The organism is Nocardia sp. NPDC050712, from assembly GCF_040654295.1.
GTDB lineage: Bacteria > Actinomycetota > Actinomycetes > Mycobacteriales > Mycobacteriaceae > Nocardia.
The window spans coordinates 40145-54353 of the sequence record NZ_JBFAHT010000003.1 but is presented as its reverse complement, the minus strand read 5'-3'; the positions used below and the strand labels follow the sequence as shown (position 1 = coordinate 54353).

General features: G+C 68.5%; 15 protein-coding genes. 7 read left to right on the top strand and 8 right to left on the bottom strand.

The features are described from left to right. The first annotated feature begins 17 nt into the window (after positions 1 to 17). Entirely contained in the window at positions 18 to 611 is a 594-nt protein-coding gene (locus tag AB0H76_RS20750; RefSeq protein WP_357326337.1) for a TetR/AcrR family transcriptional regulator, read from the top strand. A gap of 35 nt (positions 612 to 646) precedes the next feature. Here AB0H76_RS20750 and AB0H76_RS20745 read toward each other — a convergent pair whose 3' ends face one another. Both AB0H76_RS20745 and AB0H76_RS20740 read right to left on the bottom strand, forming a co-directional pair. Next, a complete protein-coding gene (locus tag AB0H76_RS20745; RefSeq protein WP_357326335.1) occupies positions 647 to 1393 on the bottom strand; it encodes a 3-hydroxybutyrate dehydrogenase in 747 nt (248 codons plus the stop codon). Beyond that, positions 1390 to 2766 (bottom strand): MFS transporter, encoded by a 1377-nt coding sequence (locus AB0H76_RS20740; protein WP_357326332.1) that lies wholly within the window; start codon positions 2764 to 2766, stop codon positions 1390 to 1392. Before AB0H76_RS20740 ends, AB0H76_RS20745 begins: the two co-directional genes overlap by 4 nt. A 106-nt stretch (positions 2767 to 2872) precedes the next feature. Here AB0H76_RS20740 and AB0H76_RS20735 point away from each other — a divergent pair, with 106 nt between their 5' ends. Further along, a complete protein-coding gene (locus AB0H76_RS20735) occupies positions 2873 to 3841 on the top strand; it encodes a LysR family transcriptional regulator (RefSeq protein WP_357326330.1) in 969 nt (322 codons plus the stop codon). Between the two features lie 34 nt (positions 3842 to 3875). After that, positions 3876 to 4997: a metallophosphoesterase gene (locus AB0H76_RS20730; RefSeq protein WP_357326327.1), complete on the top strand. Its 1122-nt coding sequence runs from the start codon at positions 3876 to 3878 to the stop codon at positions 4995 to 4997. Positions 4998 to 5000: 3 nt separating this feature from the next. On the opposite strand, the gene AB0H76_RS20725 is transcribed toward AB0H76_RS20730, so the two are convergent. Then, positions 5001 to 5723: an ABC transporter ATP-binding protein gene (locus tag AB0H76_RS20725; protein ID WP_357326324.1), complete on the bottom strand. Its 723-nt coding sequence runs from the start codon at positions 5721 to 5723 to the stop codon at positions 5001 to 5003. Positions 5724 to 5749: 26 nt separating this feature from the next. Continuing rightward, positions 5750 to 6808: an ABC transporter permease gene (locus AB0H76_RS20720; RefSeq protein WP_357326321.1), complete on the bottom strand. Its 1059-nt coding sequence runs from the start codon at positions 6806 to 6808 to the stop codon at positions 5750 to 5752. Between the two features lie 130 nt (positions 6809 to 6938). Between AB0H76_RS20720 and AB0H76_RS20715 the strand changes: the two genes are divergently transcribed. Next, the gene (locus tag AB0H76_RS20715; RefSeq protein WP_357326318.1) at positions 6939 to 8156 is read left to right on the top strand and encodes a sensor histidine kinase; all 1218 of its coding nucleotides are present in this window, start codon (positions 6939 to 6941) and stop codon (positions 8154 to 8156) included. Beyond that, positions 8153 to 8770, top strand: a complete 618-nt coding sequence (locus AB0H76_RS20710) for a response regulator transcription factor (RefSeq protein ID WP_357326315.1) — start codon at positions 8153 to 8155, stop codon at positions 8768 to 8770. The genes AB0H76_RS20715 and AB0H76_RS20710 overlap by 4 nt, the downstream gene beginning before the upstream one ends. Positions 8771 to 8774: 4 nt before the next feature. On the opposite strand, the gene AB0H76_RS20705 is transcribed toward AB0H76_RS20710, so the two are convergent. Further along, entirely contained in the window at positions 8775 to 9557 is a 783-nt protein-coding gene (locus AB0H76_RS20705) for a DUF1460 domain-containing protein (RefSeq protein WP_357326313.1), read from the bottom strand. A gap of 59 nt (positions 9558 to 9616) precedes the next feature. Between AB0H76_RS20705 and AB0H76_RS20700 the strand changes: the two genes are divergently transcribed. Both AB0H76_RS20700 and cobM read left to right on the top strand, forming a co-directional pair. Further along, entirely contained in the window at positions 9617 to 10042 is a 426-nt protein-coding gene (locus AB0H76_RS20700; RefSeq protein WP_357326311.1) for a PPOX class F420-dependent oxidoreductase, read from the top strand. A 35-nt stretch (positions 10043 to 10077) separates the two neighbouring features. Continuing rightward, a complete protein-coding gene (gene cobM / locus AB0H76_RS20695; protein ID WP_357326308.1) occupies positions 10078 to 10821 on the top strand; it encodes a precorrin-4 C(11)-methyltransferase in 744 nt (247 codons plus the stop codon). A 35-nt stretch (positions 10822 to 10856) separates the two neighbouring features. Here cobM and AB0H76_RS20690 read toward each other — a convergent pair whose 3' ends face one another. Genes AB0H76_RS20690 through AB0H76_RS20680 form a run of 3 tightly spaced genes read right to left on the bottom strand, consistent with a single transcriptional unit; the run spans position 10857 to position 14208 of the window. After that, positions 10857 to 11240 carry a hypothetical protein gene (locus tag AB0H76_RS20690; RefSeq protein ID WP_357326305.1) on the bottom strand — a complete coding sequence of 128 codons (384 nt, stop codon included), beginning with the start codon at positions 11238 to 11240 and terminating at the stop codon, positions 10857 to 10859. A 47-nt stretch (positions 11241 to 11287) separates the two neighbouring features. Beyond that, positions 11288 to 12319, bottom strand: a complete 1032-nt coding sequence (locus tag AB0H76_RS20685; protein ID WP_357326302.1) for a TNT domain-containing protein — start codon at positions 12317 to 12319, stop codon at positions 11288 to 11290. Positions 12320 to 12369: 50 nt separating this feature from the next. Then, on the bottom strand, positions 12370 to 14208 hold the full coding sequence (locus AB0H76_RS20680) for an immunity 49 family protein (protein WP_357326299.1): 1839 nt from the start codon (positions 14206 to 14208) through the stop codon (positions 12370 to 12372). Between the last annotated feature and the right edge of the window lies 1 nt (position 14209).

The following is a 14209-nucleotide window of genomic DNA, read 5'->3' as shown; positions in this document are numbered from 1 at the left end:
GGTTGAGAGGAGTGCGTGTGACCAGCGCCGAGTCAGTCGCGCCCACCCGCCGCGAGCAGTTGAAAGCGCAGCGCCGCGGGCAGCTGCTGGAAGCCGGAGCCCGGTTGATCGCCGAGCGCGGCTTCCTCGGCATGCGCCTGGACGACCTGGGCGCCGCCGTCGGGATCAGCGGGCCGGCGGTCTACCGGCACTTCCCGAACAAAGAGGCGCTGCTGGTCGAGCTCCTCGTGGGCGTCAGCCAGCGGCTGTTCGACGGCGGCAAGGCGGTGGTGGCCCAGGCCGCCGCGGCCGAGGCTGCCCTGGCCGCGCTGGTCGACTTCCACCTGGACTTCGCGCTCGGCGACCCCGAACTGATCCGCATCCAGGATCGCGACCTGGAGAACGTCCCGGTCGCCTCGCGGCGCGAACTGCGGCGGACCCAGCGGCAATATGTCGAGGTCTGGGTCGGGGTGCTGCGCGAACTGCATCCCGAGCTTGCGGAAGAGACGGCGCGGGTGCGCGCGCACGCGGTCTTCGGGTTGATGAACTCGACCCCGCACAGCGCCTCCCGGGCCACCGCCGCCCGCGCCCGGCCGATCCTGCGGCAGATGGTGCTGGCGGCGCTGGCATAGGGCTGGGCGGCCGCCCCTCATGCGGCCGCCGCCCGTCATCGTGCGCTCCAGCCGCCGTCCATGGTGTAGGACGCGCCGGTGACCATGCCCGCGTCCGTGCCGGCGAGCCAGCCCACCAGCGCCGCGACCTCTTCCGGTTCGACGAGACGTTTGATCGCGCTCTCGGTGAGCATGATCTTCTCGATCACTTCCTGCTCCGGGATGCCGTGCGTGCGGGCCTGATCGGTGATCTGCTTGTCCACCAGCGGAGTTCGGACGTAGCCGGGGTTGACGCAGTTGCTGGTCACCCCGTGCGGTCCGCCCTCCAGCGCCGTCACCTTGGACAGGCCCTCCAGGGCGTGCTTGGCCGTCACGTAAGCCGCCTTGTAGGCGGAGGCGCGCAGGCCGTGCACCGAGGAGATATTGACGATCCGCCCGAAACCTGTGCGGTACATGTGCGGTAGCGCCGCGCGGATCAGCAGGAACGGCGCCTCTACCATGAGGGTGAGCAGGTGGCGGAACTCCGCGGGCGGGAATTCCTCGAGCGGCGAGATCCGCTGTACCCCGGCGTTGTTCACCAGGATGTCGACGTCGAGCCGGAGGTCTTCCAGCGCGCCGACATCGAGCAGATCCACGGCCCAGGCCTTCCCGCCCAGTTCGTGGGCGAGCTCCTTCGCGCCGGCCTCGTCGACATCGGCGATGGTGACGGTGGCCCCGCGCGCGGCGAGCAGGCGGGCGCAGGCCGCGCCGATCCCGCTCGCCCCGCCGGTCACCAGCGCGGAACGGCCGTCGAGCTCGCTCATTTGGCCACCGCGGGCTCGGCGATCATCACGCGGTCCGCCTCGTCGACGCTGGCGAGGTCCAAACCCTTTGTCTCCCGGGCGAACAAGACCGCGACCGCGGTGACGGTGGCCGCACCGGCGAGATACCAGGCGATCGGCACCGAGGAGTCGAAGGTGTTCAGCAGCCGCACCGCGATGATCGGCGCCAGCGAACCGGCCACGATCGAGGTCACCTGATAGCCGAGGGACACGCCGGAATACCGCATCCGGGTCGGAAACATCTCCGCCATGATGGCGGGCTGCGCGGCATACATCAGGGCGTGGAACACCAGACCGATGATGATGGCCGACAGGATCACCACGTTGTGCCCGCTGTCCATCATCGGAAAGGCGAAGAAGCCCCAGGTGCCGCCGGTGATCGCGCCCGCGAAATAGACCGGGCGCCGGCCGATTCGGTCGCTGAGATACCCGGCCAGCGGGATGGCGGCGAAGTGCACGGCGTGCGCGACCAGCAGCCACCACAGGATCACCTTGGTGTCGGTACCGACGTGCACCTTCAGATAGGTGATGGTGAAGGTGACCACCAGGTAATAGAGGATGTTCTCGCCGAACCGCAGGCCCATCGCGGTGAAAACCCCACGGGGATAACGCTTGAGCACCTCCACCACGCTGAACGAGGTGGCCTTGATCTGCTCGACCTCACGCTGCGCCGCAACGAAGATCGGTGCGTCGGTGACCTTGGTGCGGATGTAGTAGCCGACCAGCACCACCACCGCCGACAGCCAGAACGCCACGCGCCAGCCCCAGCTCAGGAAGGCGGCGTCGGACAGCGTCGAGGTCAGCACCAGCAGCGCGAGGGTGGCCAGCAGATTACCCACGGGCACACCGGCTTGCGGCCAGCTCGCCCAGAAACCGCGCCGCGCGCTCGGGCTGTGCTCGGCGACCAGCAGGACCGCGCCGCCCCACTCGCCGCCCACCGCGAAGCCCTGGATGAAGCGCAGCGTCACCAGCAATGCCGGTGCCCAGTAACCGATCTGGGCGAAGGTGGGCAGACAGCCCATCAGGAAGGTGGCGGCGCCGACCAGCACCAGGCTGAATTGCAGCAGCTTCTTGCGGCCGTACTTGTCGCCGAAGTGCCCGAACACGATGCCGCCCAGCGGCCGCGCCGCGAAGCCCACCGCGTAGGTGACGAACGCGGCCAGGATCGCGTCCAGCTCACTGGTGCCCGCGGCGAAGAAGACCTTGCTGAACACCAGCGTCGCCGCGGTGCCGTAGAGGAAGAACTCGTACCACTCGACGACCGTGCCCGCCATGGATGCGGCGACCACCCGTCTGAGTCCGGAGGGGGCACCGGGCTCGCCGCCGGTCGGCCGCACGGGATTGCGCACGCTCATCGAACATCTCCTAACGCTCGGGCACCCATACGCCGGTGTCGCCGCTGTGATGGGACCCACAATTTCTAGCTGGGCCTGAGTATTCGTGCAGATCTGCTCGGGAGCAATGCCCAGTTGCGCACCTCGGCTCTGCAAAGATGCAGATATGAGTTCCGGTGCTTCTCGCCGTCCGAGTGCGGATGACCTGCTGATCCTGCTCGCGGTCGGCCGGTCCGGGCGGTTCGTCTCCGCCGCCGACGAACTCGGGTTGAACCACACCACCATCTCCCGGCGCATCGCGGCGCTGGAGGAAACGCTCGGGGGCCGGGTGCTGACCCGCGTCAGCGGCGGCTGGGAGCTCACCGACCTGGGGCGGGACGCCCTGGTCGCGGCCGAGGCGGTCGAAACCGCCGTGAAATCCCTGAGTCCCGGCGCGGCGGGGAACCGGGTGCTCGAGGGCGTCGTCCGGATCTCGGCCACCGACGGCTTCAGCGCCTATCTCGCCGCGCCCGCCATCGCCGAGGTGCAGCGGCAGCACCCCGGCATCTCGGTCGAGATCGTCACCGCGACCCGGCGGGCCTCCCAGCAGCGCACTGGCCTCGATATCGAGGTCGTTGTCGGCGAACCACAGGTGCTGCGCGCCAAGGCGATTCGCCTCGGTGACTACTGCCTCGGCCTCTACGGCTCCCGCGACTACCTGCGCGAGCACGGATCCCCGGAGTCCGTGGCCGACCTGGCGCGCTATCCGCTCGTCTACTTCATCGACTCCATGCTCCAGGTCGACGACCTCGACCTGGCCGCCGGTTTCGCCACCGCCATGCGCGAATCCGTCACCTCCACCAATGTTTTCGTGCACGTGGAGGCCACCCGCGCCGCCGCGGGGCTGGGCCTGCTGCCCTGCTTCATGGCCGATCGGCACCCCGATCTCACCCGGGTGCTGCGCACCGCGATCTCGGTGCGCCTGACCTACTGGCTGGTGACGCGCACCGAGACGCTGCGCCGCCCGGAGGTCACCGCCATCGTCGACGCGCTCTGCGCGCAGGTGCGCGGCCAGCGCGCCGCACTGCTCGGTTCGGCGCCCGCCGTCGAGGTATAACCTGGCCGAGTCGGACGGTCGTGAGGAAAATGCTGTGAAATACGTGCCCCGCATCGCCCTCTTCCTGGCGATTCCCGCTCTGCTCTTCCTGCTCCCGTGGTGGACCCTGGTCGGCGCGACCAGTTCCGGCACGGTGTTCTGGAGCGGGACGGCGGTCTTCCTGCTCGGGTACCTGCTGCTGCCCGCGTCGATGTTCCGCGGCCATGGGCCCGCGCAGTCGGATCCGGCCTCGATCGTCGGCGACACCATGCTCGGCGTGCTGTGGGTGCTGTTCAGCTGGTCGGTGCTCGGGAACATCGCCGGGCTCGGATTGGCGGTGGCGGGTGTGGCCGATCCCGCGCGCTCGCGCCTGGTCGCGGCCGGCGTGCTGGTGGTCAGCGCGGCGCTGGTGGCCTACGGGATCTTCGAGGCGCGCCGGGTGCCCCGGGTGCGCACGCGCGAGGTGCCGATCCGCGGCCTCGGCGCGGGACTGGACGGGGTGCGCCTGGTGGTGATCACCGACACCCACTTCGCCGCGCTGGACCGCCTGCGCTGGTCGGAGCGCGTGGTCGAGGTCGTGAACTCCCTGCAGCCCGATATCGCCTGCCACGCGGGTGATCTCGCCGACGGCTCGGTCGCGAAGCGGCATCCGCAGGTGGATCCGCTCGGCAAGATCGAGGCCCCGCTGGGCCGGTTCTACATCACCGGCAACCACGAATACTTCGGCGACGCCCAGGGCTGGATCGACCACATGGCCGGACTCGGCTGGCAGCCCATGCACAACCAGCACGAGATCCTCACCCGCGGCGGCGACCGGCTGGTGCTCGCCGGCATCGACGACCCGACCGGCACCAGCCTCCCGGGCCACGGCCCGAACCTGACGGCGGCCCTCGCGGGCGCGGACCCCGCCCTGCCGATCGTCCTGCTCGCCCATCAGCCTCGCCAGGTCACCGATGCCGCCGCGGCCGGTGTGGCACTGCAGATCTCGGGCCACACCCACGGCGGCCAGATCTGGCCCTTCCACTACCTGGTCCGGCTCGAGCAGCCGGTTGTCGCGGGCCTGTCCCGGCACGGCGACACCCAGCTCTACACCAGCCGCGGCACCGGCTTCTGGGGTCCGCAATTGCGCGTCTTCGCACCGAGCGAGATCACGGTCCTGGTGCTGCGCAGCGCCTGACGCTCAGGCGGCGGCGGCGGTCCGCGATGGGGTGAGTACGCCGTCGGTCATGGTGTAGACCGAGGTCATCTGGTGCAGGTGGGTCCGGTCGTGGGTGACCAGCAGGGTGGCGGCGTGGTGCGCGCGGACCACGTCGAGGATGAGATCGATGACGGCGGAACCGCGTTCGGTGTCCAAGGCGCTGGTGGGTTCGTCGATGACGAGCAGCGCGGGGTCGTTCATCAGGGCGCGCGCGATATTGACGCGCTGGCGCTGGCCGCCCGAGAGCTGGGCGGGGCGCTTGCCGTGCTGCTCGGCCAGGCCGACCGCGGCCAGCAATTCCCTTGCCTTGGTGTGGGTTCGGCGGCGCACGCCGGGTGCGGTGAACCAGCTCTGGCCGAGGTGGGACATGGCCTCGAGCTGTTCGACGGCGGTGAGTGCGGGGATCAGGTTCGGCTGCTGGAAGACGATGCCGATGTCGGAACGCCGGACGGACGCGGCTTCGCGACGGCTCAATGCCGCGAGATCGACCGCGCGGTCCGGTGTTTCGAGGCGGACGTGGCCGGAGTCCGGGCGGATCAGGGTGGCGACCGTGGCGAGCAGGCTGGACTTGCCGGAGCCGGAAGGCCCGGTGATGGCGGCGATTTCGCCGCCGCCGACCGTCAGATTCACCCGGTTCAGGGCGGTGAGGCGGCCGCCGCCGTCCGGGTAGGTGAGGGTGACATCGTCGACGGTCAGGGTGGTCATGGTGTGCTCCAAGCGATTTCGAGCGGTCAGCGAGCGGTGCCGAGCGCGGTGAGCGGGTCGGTGGTGAACAGGAAGCGCAGCGCGAACGCAGCACCGACCAGGCCGAGCACGATCAGGGCGGCGGCCGGTAGCAGGGTGGTCGCGGGGCTCAGCACGAACGGCAGCGCGTCGCCCAGCACCGTGGCCGCGGCGACGGTGATCCCGAGTCCCGCCGTGACGCCGGCGGCGAGCACGATCGCGGCCTGGCCGAGCGCGTCGCGGACGAGCGAGCCGGAGGTGGCGCCCAGGGCTTTCAGCGTCGCGATGTCGGGCATCCGCTGCACGGTCCACACCGTGAAGAACGCGCCGATCACCAAGGCCGAGATGGCGAACAGCAGCACCGTCATCAAGGTGAGCGAACCGTTCTCGGCCTGGTAGGAGGCCAGGGCGGAGCGCGCGCCGGACACGGTGGTCGTGGTGGTGTGCGCGGCGGCGTTCACCGCGTCCACCCCGGCGACGCCGGTCACCGCGAGCACCGTGGCCACGCCGCCGCGCGGGCTCACCGCCTGCCAGTCGGCGGGCGTCAGCCAGACCACGGGGGTGTGGCTGTACCAGTCGTCGCCCTCGACGGCGGCCACCGTGAAGGTGCGTCCGCCCAGGCCGACGGTGTCGCCGGCGGCGGCGTGCAGGTCCGTGGCCGCGCCGCTGCTCAGCACGATGCGGCCGGTATCGGTTGCCGCACGATTGCCGACAGTGCCGGCGGTGGCCCCGAAGAGCGCGACCTGCGCGGGCGGCGACCCGGCCCGATCGGCTTCGGCGCGGCTGATCCCGACCGGCTCCACAGTGCCGCCCGCACCGGCGGCCCGCTGCCACGCGGTCACCTGATCCTGGCTCAGCGCGGAACCCTCGAACGAGGGATCCGCGCCGCTGTCGGCGAACACCAGGTGCTCGGCCCGCAGCGAGTCGACGGCCGAAATATTCTGATGCGCGAGCCCGGCGGTGAGTCCGCTCAGGAAACTCACCAGCAGCGCCACCAGCGTGACGACCAGCGCGATCAGGCCGAATCGGCCGCGGGCGGCCCGGAGATCCCTCAGTGCGACGAACATGACTTCACCGTCCTCCGAAACCGCGGCGCGGCCATCGCGCGGGGGATCGACCCCACGCCGGTAGAAGGGAGGGCGGCCGATTACACCTTTCGGTGGATGCCATCGGGGTAACCGCACATAAGCTGGCAACGTGCACTCGTCGCCGCTCACCCCTGTCTTCACCGCGCTGCGGCTGGGCCTGCATGTGCTGGTGACGGCGCTGGCGGCGGTCACCGCGGTGCGCGGGCTGCTGCCGGGCGCCGATCACTCGATCCCGGTCGTGCTGCTCGTCGGAGCCTTCCTGCTCACCTACTTCGCCGGGTCGAAGGTCGGCCAGCAGCCGACCGCGATCCGGGCCTGGCTCGGGCTGCTCACCCTGCTGTGGCTCTGCCTGGTCCCGCTCGCCCCGGACGCCGGGTACCTCGCGTTCGGGCTGTTCTTCCTCTATCTGCATCTGCTGCCGCGCCCGTGGAGCCTGCTCGCGGTGGTCGCGGCGACCGTCGTCGCGGTCGCCGGGTTCGGCTTCCAGCGCGGCTGGTCGGTGGGCGGGGTGATCGGGCCGATCATCGGCGCGGCCGTGGCCGTCGGCATCGGACTGGGCTACCAGGCGATGTTCCGTGAAGCCGCCGAACGGCAGCGCCTGATCGACGAATTGATCAGCACCCGGGAGACGCTCGCCGAGCAGGAACGCAACGCGGGCAAGCTCGCCGAACGGGAGCGGCTCGCGCAGGAGATCCACGACACCGTCGCGCAGGGCCTCAGCAGCATCCAACTGCTGCTGCACGCCGCCGAACGGTCCGCACCGGAACATCCCGCGCTGCAACAGATTCGGCTCGCCCGCGAGACAGCCGCCGAGAATCTCGCCGAAACCCGCAGACTGATCGCCGAATTGGCGCCCGCCGCCCTGGACGGCCAGTCGCTCGCGCAGGCGCTGGAGCGCATCTGCCTGCGCGCCGAAGGGGTTACGGCTCAGCTGGTGGTCGAAGGCACGCCCGAGCGCTTGCCGATGCCCGTGGAGGCGGCTCTGGTGCGCATCGCGCAGGGCGCGGTATCCAATGTGGTCCAGCACGCGCGGGCCGACCGTATGCGGCTCACCCTCACCTATTCCGACGACGAGGTACTGCTCGACGTGGTCGACAACGGCATCGGCATCGAACCCGCCGTGCTGGCGAAAGCGCCCACGGGCTCGTTCGGTTTGGCCGCCACGCGGTCCCGGGTCGAGCAGCAGGGCGGTACCTTCGCGGTCGAATCCGAGCCGGGCCACACCGCGGTCACCGTATCGTTTCCGCTGGAACCGGTTCCGGCGCCGCATAATTCGAGCCCGGTCGGCAGCCTGTGCCCGGTGCGCACGACCGAGGAGCGCGCATGATCCGCCTGCTACTGGCCGACGATCACGCGATCGTGCGCGCGGGCCTGCGCGCCCTGCTGGAGGGCAGCGGCGACATCACCGTCGTCGACGACGTGTCCTCGGCCGAAGCCGCCGTCGCCTTCTGCGCCACCACCCCCGTCGACCTGGTGCTGATGGACCTCAGCTTCGGCCCCGGCCGCTCGGGCGTCGACGCGACCACCGAACTGCGCGCCCTCCCGCAACCGCCGAATGTCCTGGTGGTCACCAACTACGACACCGACGCCGACATTCTCGGCGCGATCGAGGCCGGCGCCTGCGGTTACATCCTGAAGGACACCCCGCCGCAGGAACTGCTCGCCGCAGTGCGCTCGGCGGCCGCGGGGGAGAGCGTGCTGTCGCCGGCGGTGGCGTCCAAGCTGATGACCCGCGTCCGCCGCGCCGACACCACGCTCAGCCCGCGCGAGATCGAGGTGCTGCGCCTGGTCGCGGACGGCAAGTCCAACCGCGAGATCGCCAAGGAATTGTTCCTCAGCGAAACCACCGTGAAGTCGCACCTGGTGCACATCTACGCGAAACTCGGGGTGCGCTCGCGCACCTCGGCCGTCGCCCGCGCTCGCGAGCAGGGCGCCATCTGAACGGCTACTGCGGCCGCAGGACGATCAGGCCGGGCACCGTGCGGGCGTAGTCGAAGAAGGGGGAATCGACGACCTGGTTGTTCGCCGCCAGCGACGAGGCGTTGCGGAACACCGGGCCGTTCGGCGTCATGACGAACAGGCCGACGTGGGTGACGTCCAGTCCGGCCTGATCGGTGTACGCGCCGATGTAGTCACCGGTGCGGAGCCGGCTGACGACCGCGTCGTCCACCGCGCCGGCGGGGATATAGGTCATCGGCCGATCCACCACCGGAAGGCCGGGAAGATACTGCCCGCCATCGGCTTTGGCGTTCAGGTGCTTGGTGATCGGCACCGCCGCCGGGCTCAGCGCGCCGGTGATGTCGGTGGCGGCGATCCGGGGTGTGGCCGCCCAGTCGGTGAAGAAGTGTTTGCGCTGCCGGAAATCGACCGTGCCGCCCGCGTACCGGGTGTCGATGAGATTGGCCGTGAATTCCTCGGGGGTGGCGGACCTGCTGAGCGCCTCCACATAGTCGAGGTAGGTGAAGCAATCCACCCGACGGAAGTCGATGACCAGCTCTTCCGGCTGCGTCGCCGAGCCGATCAGCATGTTCGCCCCGTACGGCGTGCCGAGGAACCTCGCCGACAGCGCCTCCAGCAGTTCACCCTTGCTCCGCGGCTGTTCGCCGCGCACCGTGAGCAACTCATCGATCTTGCGCGCGGTGAAGTCGTCGGGTGTGGCCTGCGCCGAGGGCAGTGCCACCGCGGCGAACGTCGCCAGGATGAGCAGTACGCGGGCGATGATGCGCAAAACGCCTCCGTCAGGTTGATGCCGGGCCGACACCCACGGTAGCCCGTAACCTCACCGGCATGGCCTCCCTCTCCGATCCCGAGGTGCGTGCGTTCCTCAGCCACGGCACCCGCACCGGCAAGGTCGCGTTCGTCGCCTCCGACGGCCGCCCGATCATCACGCCGGTCTGGTTCATCGTCGACGGCGACACCCTCGTCTTCAACACCGGCAAGGACACGGCGAAAGGCAAGGCCTTCGCCCGCGACGGCCGCATCGCCCTCTGCGTCGACCTGGAGGAACCGCCCTACGGCGCGGTCCAGATCCAGGGCACCGTCACCCTCTCCGAGGATCCGGACGAACTACTGCGCACCGCCACCGAGATCGCGGGCCGCTACATGGGCGCCGATCGCGCGGAGGAATTCGGCAAACGCAACGGTGTCCCCGGCGAACTCGTCGTCCGCCTGCGGCCGAGCAAAGTCGTGGCTTTCTTCAACGCCACCGAGTAGCCGCGCCCGGCCCGGGTCTGCATAGACTCCGGAACATGACCGTGCACTTCATCGGGGCCGGGCCGGGCGCCGCGGACCTGCTGACCGTGCGCGCGGTCGACCTGCTGCGCGCCACCCCCGTCTGCCTCTACGCGGGCACCTACCTGGACCCGGAGGTGCTCGCGCACTGCGCACCCGGCACCGAACTGATCGACACCCAGCACCTGGACCTCGACCAGATCACCGCGCACCTGGTCCGCGCCCACCAGGACGGCAAGGACGTCGCCCGGCTCTGCTCGGGCGACCCGTCGCTCTACTCCGCGCTCACCGAGCAGACCCGCCGCCTCGATACCCACGGCGTCCCCTGGGACGTCACCCCCGGCGTCCCCGCCTACGCCGCCGCGGCCGCACTGCTCGGCACCGAACTGACCGTCCCCGAGGTCGTCCAGTCGGTAGTCCTCACCCGCACCCAGGCCCGCTCCACCGCCATGCCGGACACCGAGGCCCTCGCGAACTTCGCGCACACCGGCGCGACCCTGGTCCTGCACCTGGCCATCACCCGCATCCGCCCCCTCGCGGCCGAACTCGTCTCCGACTACGGCTCGGACTGCCCCGCCGCCGTCGTCTACCGCGCCAGCCAGCCCGACCAGCTCATCCTGCGCGGCACCCTCACCGACATCGCCGACCAGGTCGAAGCCGCCGGCCTGCGCCAAGCCGCCATCATCCTCGTCGGCCGCGCCCTCACCCCAGCCCTCACCTGCACCGAGTCACACCTCTACGACCCAGGCCGAGCCCGCTGAGTCGGACTCCACCCGAAGTCACGGTCGAGTCGCACTCAGAAGTAGGCGAGGACCGCCGCGTCGAATTCGTCGGTGGCGGGCAGGCTGCGCGGCGGCTGGTAGTTGGTGGCGCGGACGTGCTGCACGAAGGAATCCGGAAAGGCGAGCCGGTAACTGGAGAGGTAATGGATCGAATCCACCCGCCAAATCCACTGCCCATCCGAGATCAGCGACGGCCCACTGGGAATCGTGGTGGTGCTGTCGACCAGATCGACCACATCCTCGAGCACGTCGAAAACCGGCGTCCCCGCCCGCATGTACTGCAGAATCTCCTGCTGATCCGTCAACGCCTCCGTCGCCTGCGACTCCCGCAGCGAAGGCAGATGCCCCTTGCTCTTGTACATCTCGCGGTAGATCCCAACGGTGTTCAACAAAGCCATTACGTACCTTCCCCTCGGACATCTTGTGCGCCTCGAGGCTATCTCGATCAGCTGGTGGTGGCACGGTTGAGAATGTCGGTGTAAAGCAGGCGTCCACCGAGCAGGCGGAGCGCGGCCCGCCGATCGCCGGCCCAGCCGAGATCTTCGGTCCGAGAGCCACGTTCGTAGTAGAAGACCTCGTAGCGCACCTTGCCTGCGGGTACGAGGCACCAGGTTTGCTCGCGGACCTCGCCCTCCGACACCAGCGTCTCCGGAACGCTCACATGCGAGAAGGTGGCGAGCTGATTGGTGACGCTCTGGTCGAAAACATCTCCGCTGCCGCCGATCGCGGCCGTGCTCGCCGATTCTTCGATCTCCTCGACGAAACCGGCACCGACGAGGTCGGCAATCGGCATCAGAGTGAAGAACTGTTCGCCGCCGCCAGGTTGGCCGAACCACGGGGCGACCGGTCCGGCCCACACCGGGGTGGGCGTCAGCACCCGCCAGCGTCGATAACCAGCACTCACATAGTCGATCGGCAGCGAGCGCGCGGTGACGGGAACCTCGGCGGGATAGAGCAACTTGCTGAATGTCGGGCCGAACGAATCGACGATCCGGCCCGGTTCGAGCCGAATCGGGGTGCGCCCGGTGGCCGTGGCGAAACCGTCAGGGTGAACGCTACTGTCCGGCCAGATCAGCCGCCGCGCACCGACCGCGGCGACGGCATCCTCGGCGATGACGAACTGCCGAGCCCACGCCGATTCGTCGAGGCCGCCATAGATATCGCCGTTGACCAGGGCCTGTACCGCGGCATCCGAGAACGGTGCGCCACCGACCGACCCCGTCGTCCCCCGCCTCGGCTCCACGGGCTGATTTCCGCGCAGCATGCCACCGATCAACCCGAGAAACCCGTAGCAGGCCGCAGCTTCGCTCTGGTAGACGCAGAGATCGATCTCGCTCCCACGTTCGTACCAGAAGACCAGGTACTTACCGTCCTCCTCGACAACGCAGAAGGCGTCGTCGCGTTTCCGCCCGATCCCGAGTTCGGACGTCGGTGCGCCCAGTCCGCGGACGATCTTCTCCAGCTCGGCGAAGTTCACAACTAACCTTTCACATCAGATCTCGATCCGTGGTGGCACTACCGACCGGGTCACCAGAGGGGGCTGGTGGTCCATTCTCGACGGAGGAGCGAAGCGGGGAGATAGTCGGATCGCACGCGGATGGGAATGCCCCGGTCCGTGGCGTAGCAGGCGGCGGCGAGTAGGGGCCAGGCGATGTAGCCATAGGGATCTCGTTCCCGCTCCGCGGTGTTCCAGAACGCGCCGTGGTCCTCTAGGCCTCGCTCCAGGATGGTATTGAATTCGTTGACTCGGCCTTGAGTGGCGTTGAAGAGCATATTCATGGCCGGGTAGGCAACGACAAGGCCGTAATGGTCGTCTGGATATGTTTGCGTGCCGACAGCAGCGTTTTCCGCAGCGACCAGGGGTTGGATTTGGCCGGGATCGCCTACCCACACTTTCTGCCACGCTTCTGCCCACAAGTACCAGTAGTCGTTGTACTCGTGCCGGTTCCGGTCTATGGCGTCGAGGGGGTAGCCGGGCTCGGCAGGCGTGCCGAGCAGGATGTTCAGTGACCGAGAGTCACGGGCGACCAACGCAGGCCAGAGTGCGCGAAGGAAGTCAGCGATCGTCGGTGGAGTACGGACGACACCCGCTGGGATATCGATGGGACGATGGTCGAGAGTGAGCGGGATAACCGCTTGGCCGTCGGGGTCGTGGTGGCCCTGCAGCATCACGGTTCCGCTCATCGCCGCGTCCACGATCACTCGTCGGATAGCAGGCGTATGTGCTTCGGGATCTTTGATACTCAGGTACCCGGCAATCGAAAGCGCGCTGACCGCGGTCTCTTTTAGGGCTTCTTCGGTATCCAACGCGTCATCGATCACAGCGGTATTGAAGGTCCGAACGGCTTGCCCCAACCCGGCGCCAGTGGTCTCGTCGAAATTCGATCGTTTACTCGAGGTGACGATACGGCGAGGAACCGCGGGGAATTCCTCATTAGCCGGCGTCGGCGCCGATGGTTCGGGCCGTGGCTGCTGACCGGGCTTGCGAAGCAATCCGTGTGGGACCGCCCAATTATCCTGGAGCATCAATGTCGCTGGCAGATAGTCGGACTCGGCTACGACCGTGATGCCCGCATGGACAGCTTGACCGGCTACTGCCAAGAGTGGCCAGGCGATCAACCCATCGGGTCCATCGACATCGGGATTCTTCCAGTGCTCGCGGTGCGCGATGAGCGCTTGCTCGAGGTTGGCGTTGAACACATCGCCATCTCCACGGGCGAGGTCGCCGAGCAATGTCAGTGCTGGTCGCGCTACCAGGGTCGCATAGTCGAACCAGCCGGTCTCCGCATCTTCAGGGTATTCGTGGACGGCGGGATCCGTCGCTTGCAGCGCGGCACCCAGGGTGCTCCGGAAAGCGGGGTTTCCAGTCAGGTGCTCCTGCCAGGCCTGCATCCAAAGGTAGTGATAGTCATTGAATCTGTAGCCGTCGTGCCGGAGCCGCATGATGGGTGAAGTGGTCAGGAAATCGATCAGCCGAGTATTTCGGCACACCAGTGCGAACCACAACCCGTCTCGGAAGTCGCCGACCGACGGTGCGTATCCGGAGCCTTCGGTGCCGTTCACGTAACGGTCCAAGCCATCGAGATGAAGCGTGAAGCGCTCGCTCTGTGCAAGACCTGCCCCGCGTAGCCGGCCCACTTTGGCTTCGGCAGCCGTGAATACGGCGCGTTGTACGCCCGTCGAGCGCCCGCGAGTATCGGAAAGACTGAGAAAGCCCGTGACTTTCCGTGCTTCGTTCGCGACCGAGTCGAGGTCCAACGATGGATTGATGTAGAGGTAGCGTACATACTCTCGGACGGAGTATCCGACGCGCCAGTCCTGCACCATGGTGGACAGGTGACGTTCGACGTGGATCATGTCGTCCATG

Excerpts from the sequence above, each read along its gene's own strand:
- AB0H76_RS20745 (WP_357326335.1), bottom strand. The coding sequence starts at position 1,393 with ATGAGCGAGCTCGACGGCCGTTCCGCGCTGGTGACCGGCGGGGCGAGC.
- AB0H76_RS20740 (WP_357326332.1), bottom strand. The coding sequence starts at position 2,766 with ATGAGCGTGCGCAATCCCGTGCGGCCGACCGGCGGCGAGCCCGGTGCC.
- AB0H76_RS20735 (WP_357326330.1), top strand. The coding sequence starts at position 2,873 with ATGCCCAGTTGCGCACCTCGGCTCTGCAAAGATGCAGATATGAGTTCC.
- AB0H76_RS20725 (WP_357326324.1), bottom strand. The coding sequence starts at position 5,723 with ATGACCACCCTGACCGTCGACGATGTCACCCTCACCTACCCGGACGGC.
- AB0H76_RS20720 (WP_357326321.1), bottom strand. The coding sequence starts at position 6,808 with ATGTTCGTCGCACTGAGGGATCTCCGGGCCGCCCGCGGCCGATTCGGC.
- AB0H76_RS20710 (WP_357326315.1), top strand. The coding sequence starts at position 8,153 with ATGATCCGCCTGCTACTGGCCGACGATCACGCGATCGTGCGCGCGGGC.
- AB0H76_RS20700 (WP_357326311.1), top strand. The coding sequence starts at position 9,617 with ATGGCCTCCCTCTCCGATCCCGAGGTGCGTGCGTTCCTCAGCCACGGC.
- cobM (WP_357326308.1), top strand. The coding sequence starts at position 10,078 with ATGACCGTGCACTTCATCGGGGCCGGGCCGGGCGCCGCGGACCTGCTG.
- AB0H76_RS20690 (WP_357326305.1), bottom strand. The coding sequence starts at position 11,240 with ATGGCTTTGTTGAACACCGTTGGGATCTACCGCGAGATGTACAAGAGC.
- AB0H76_RS20680 (WP_357326299.1), bottom strand. The coding sequence starts at position 14,208 with ATGGACGACATGATCCACGTCGAACGTCACCTGTCCACCATGGTGCAG.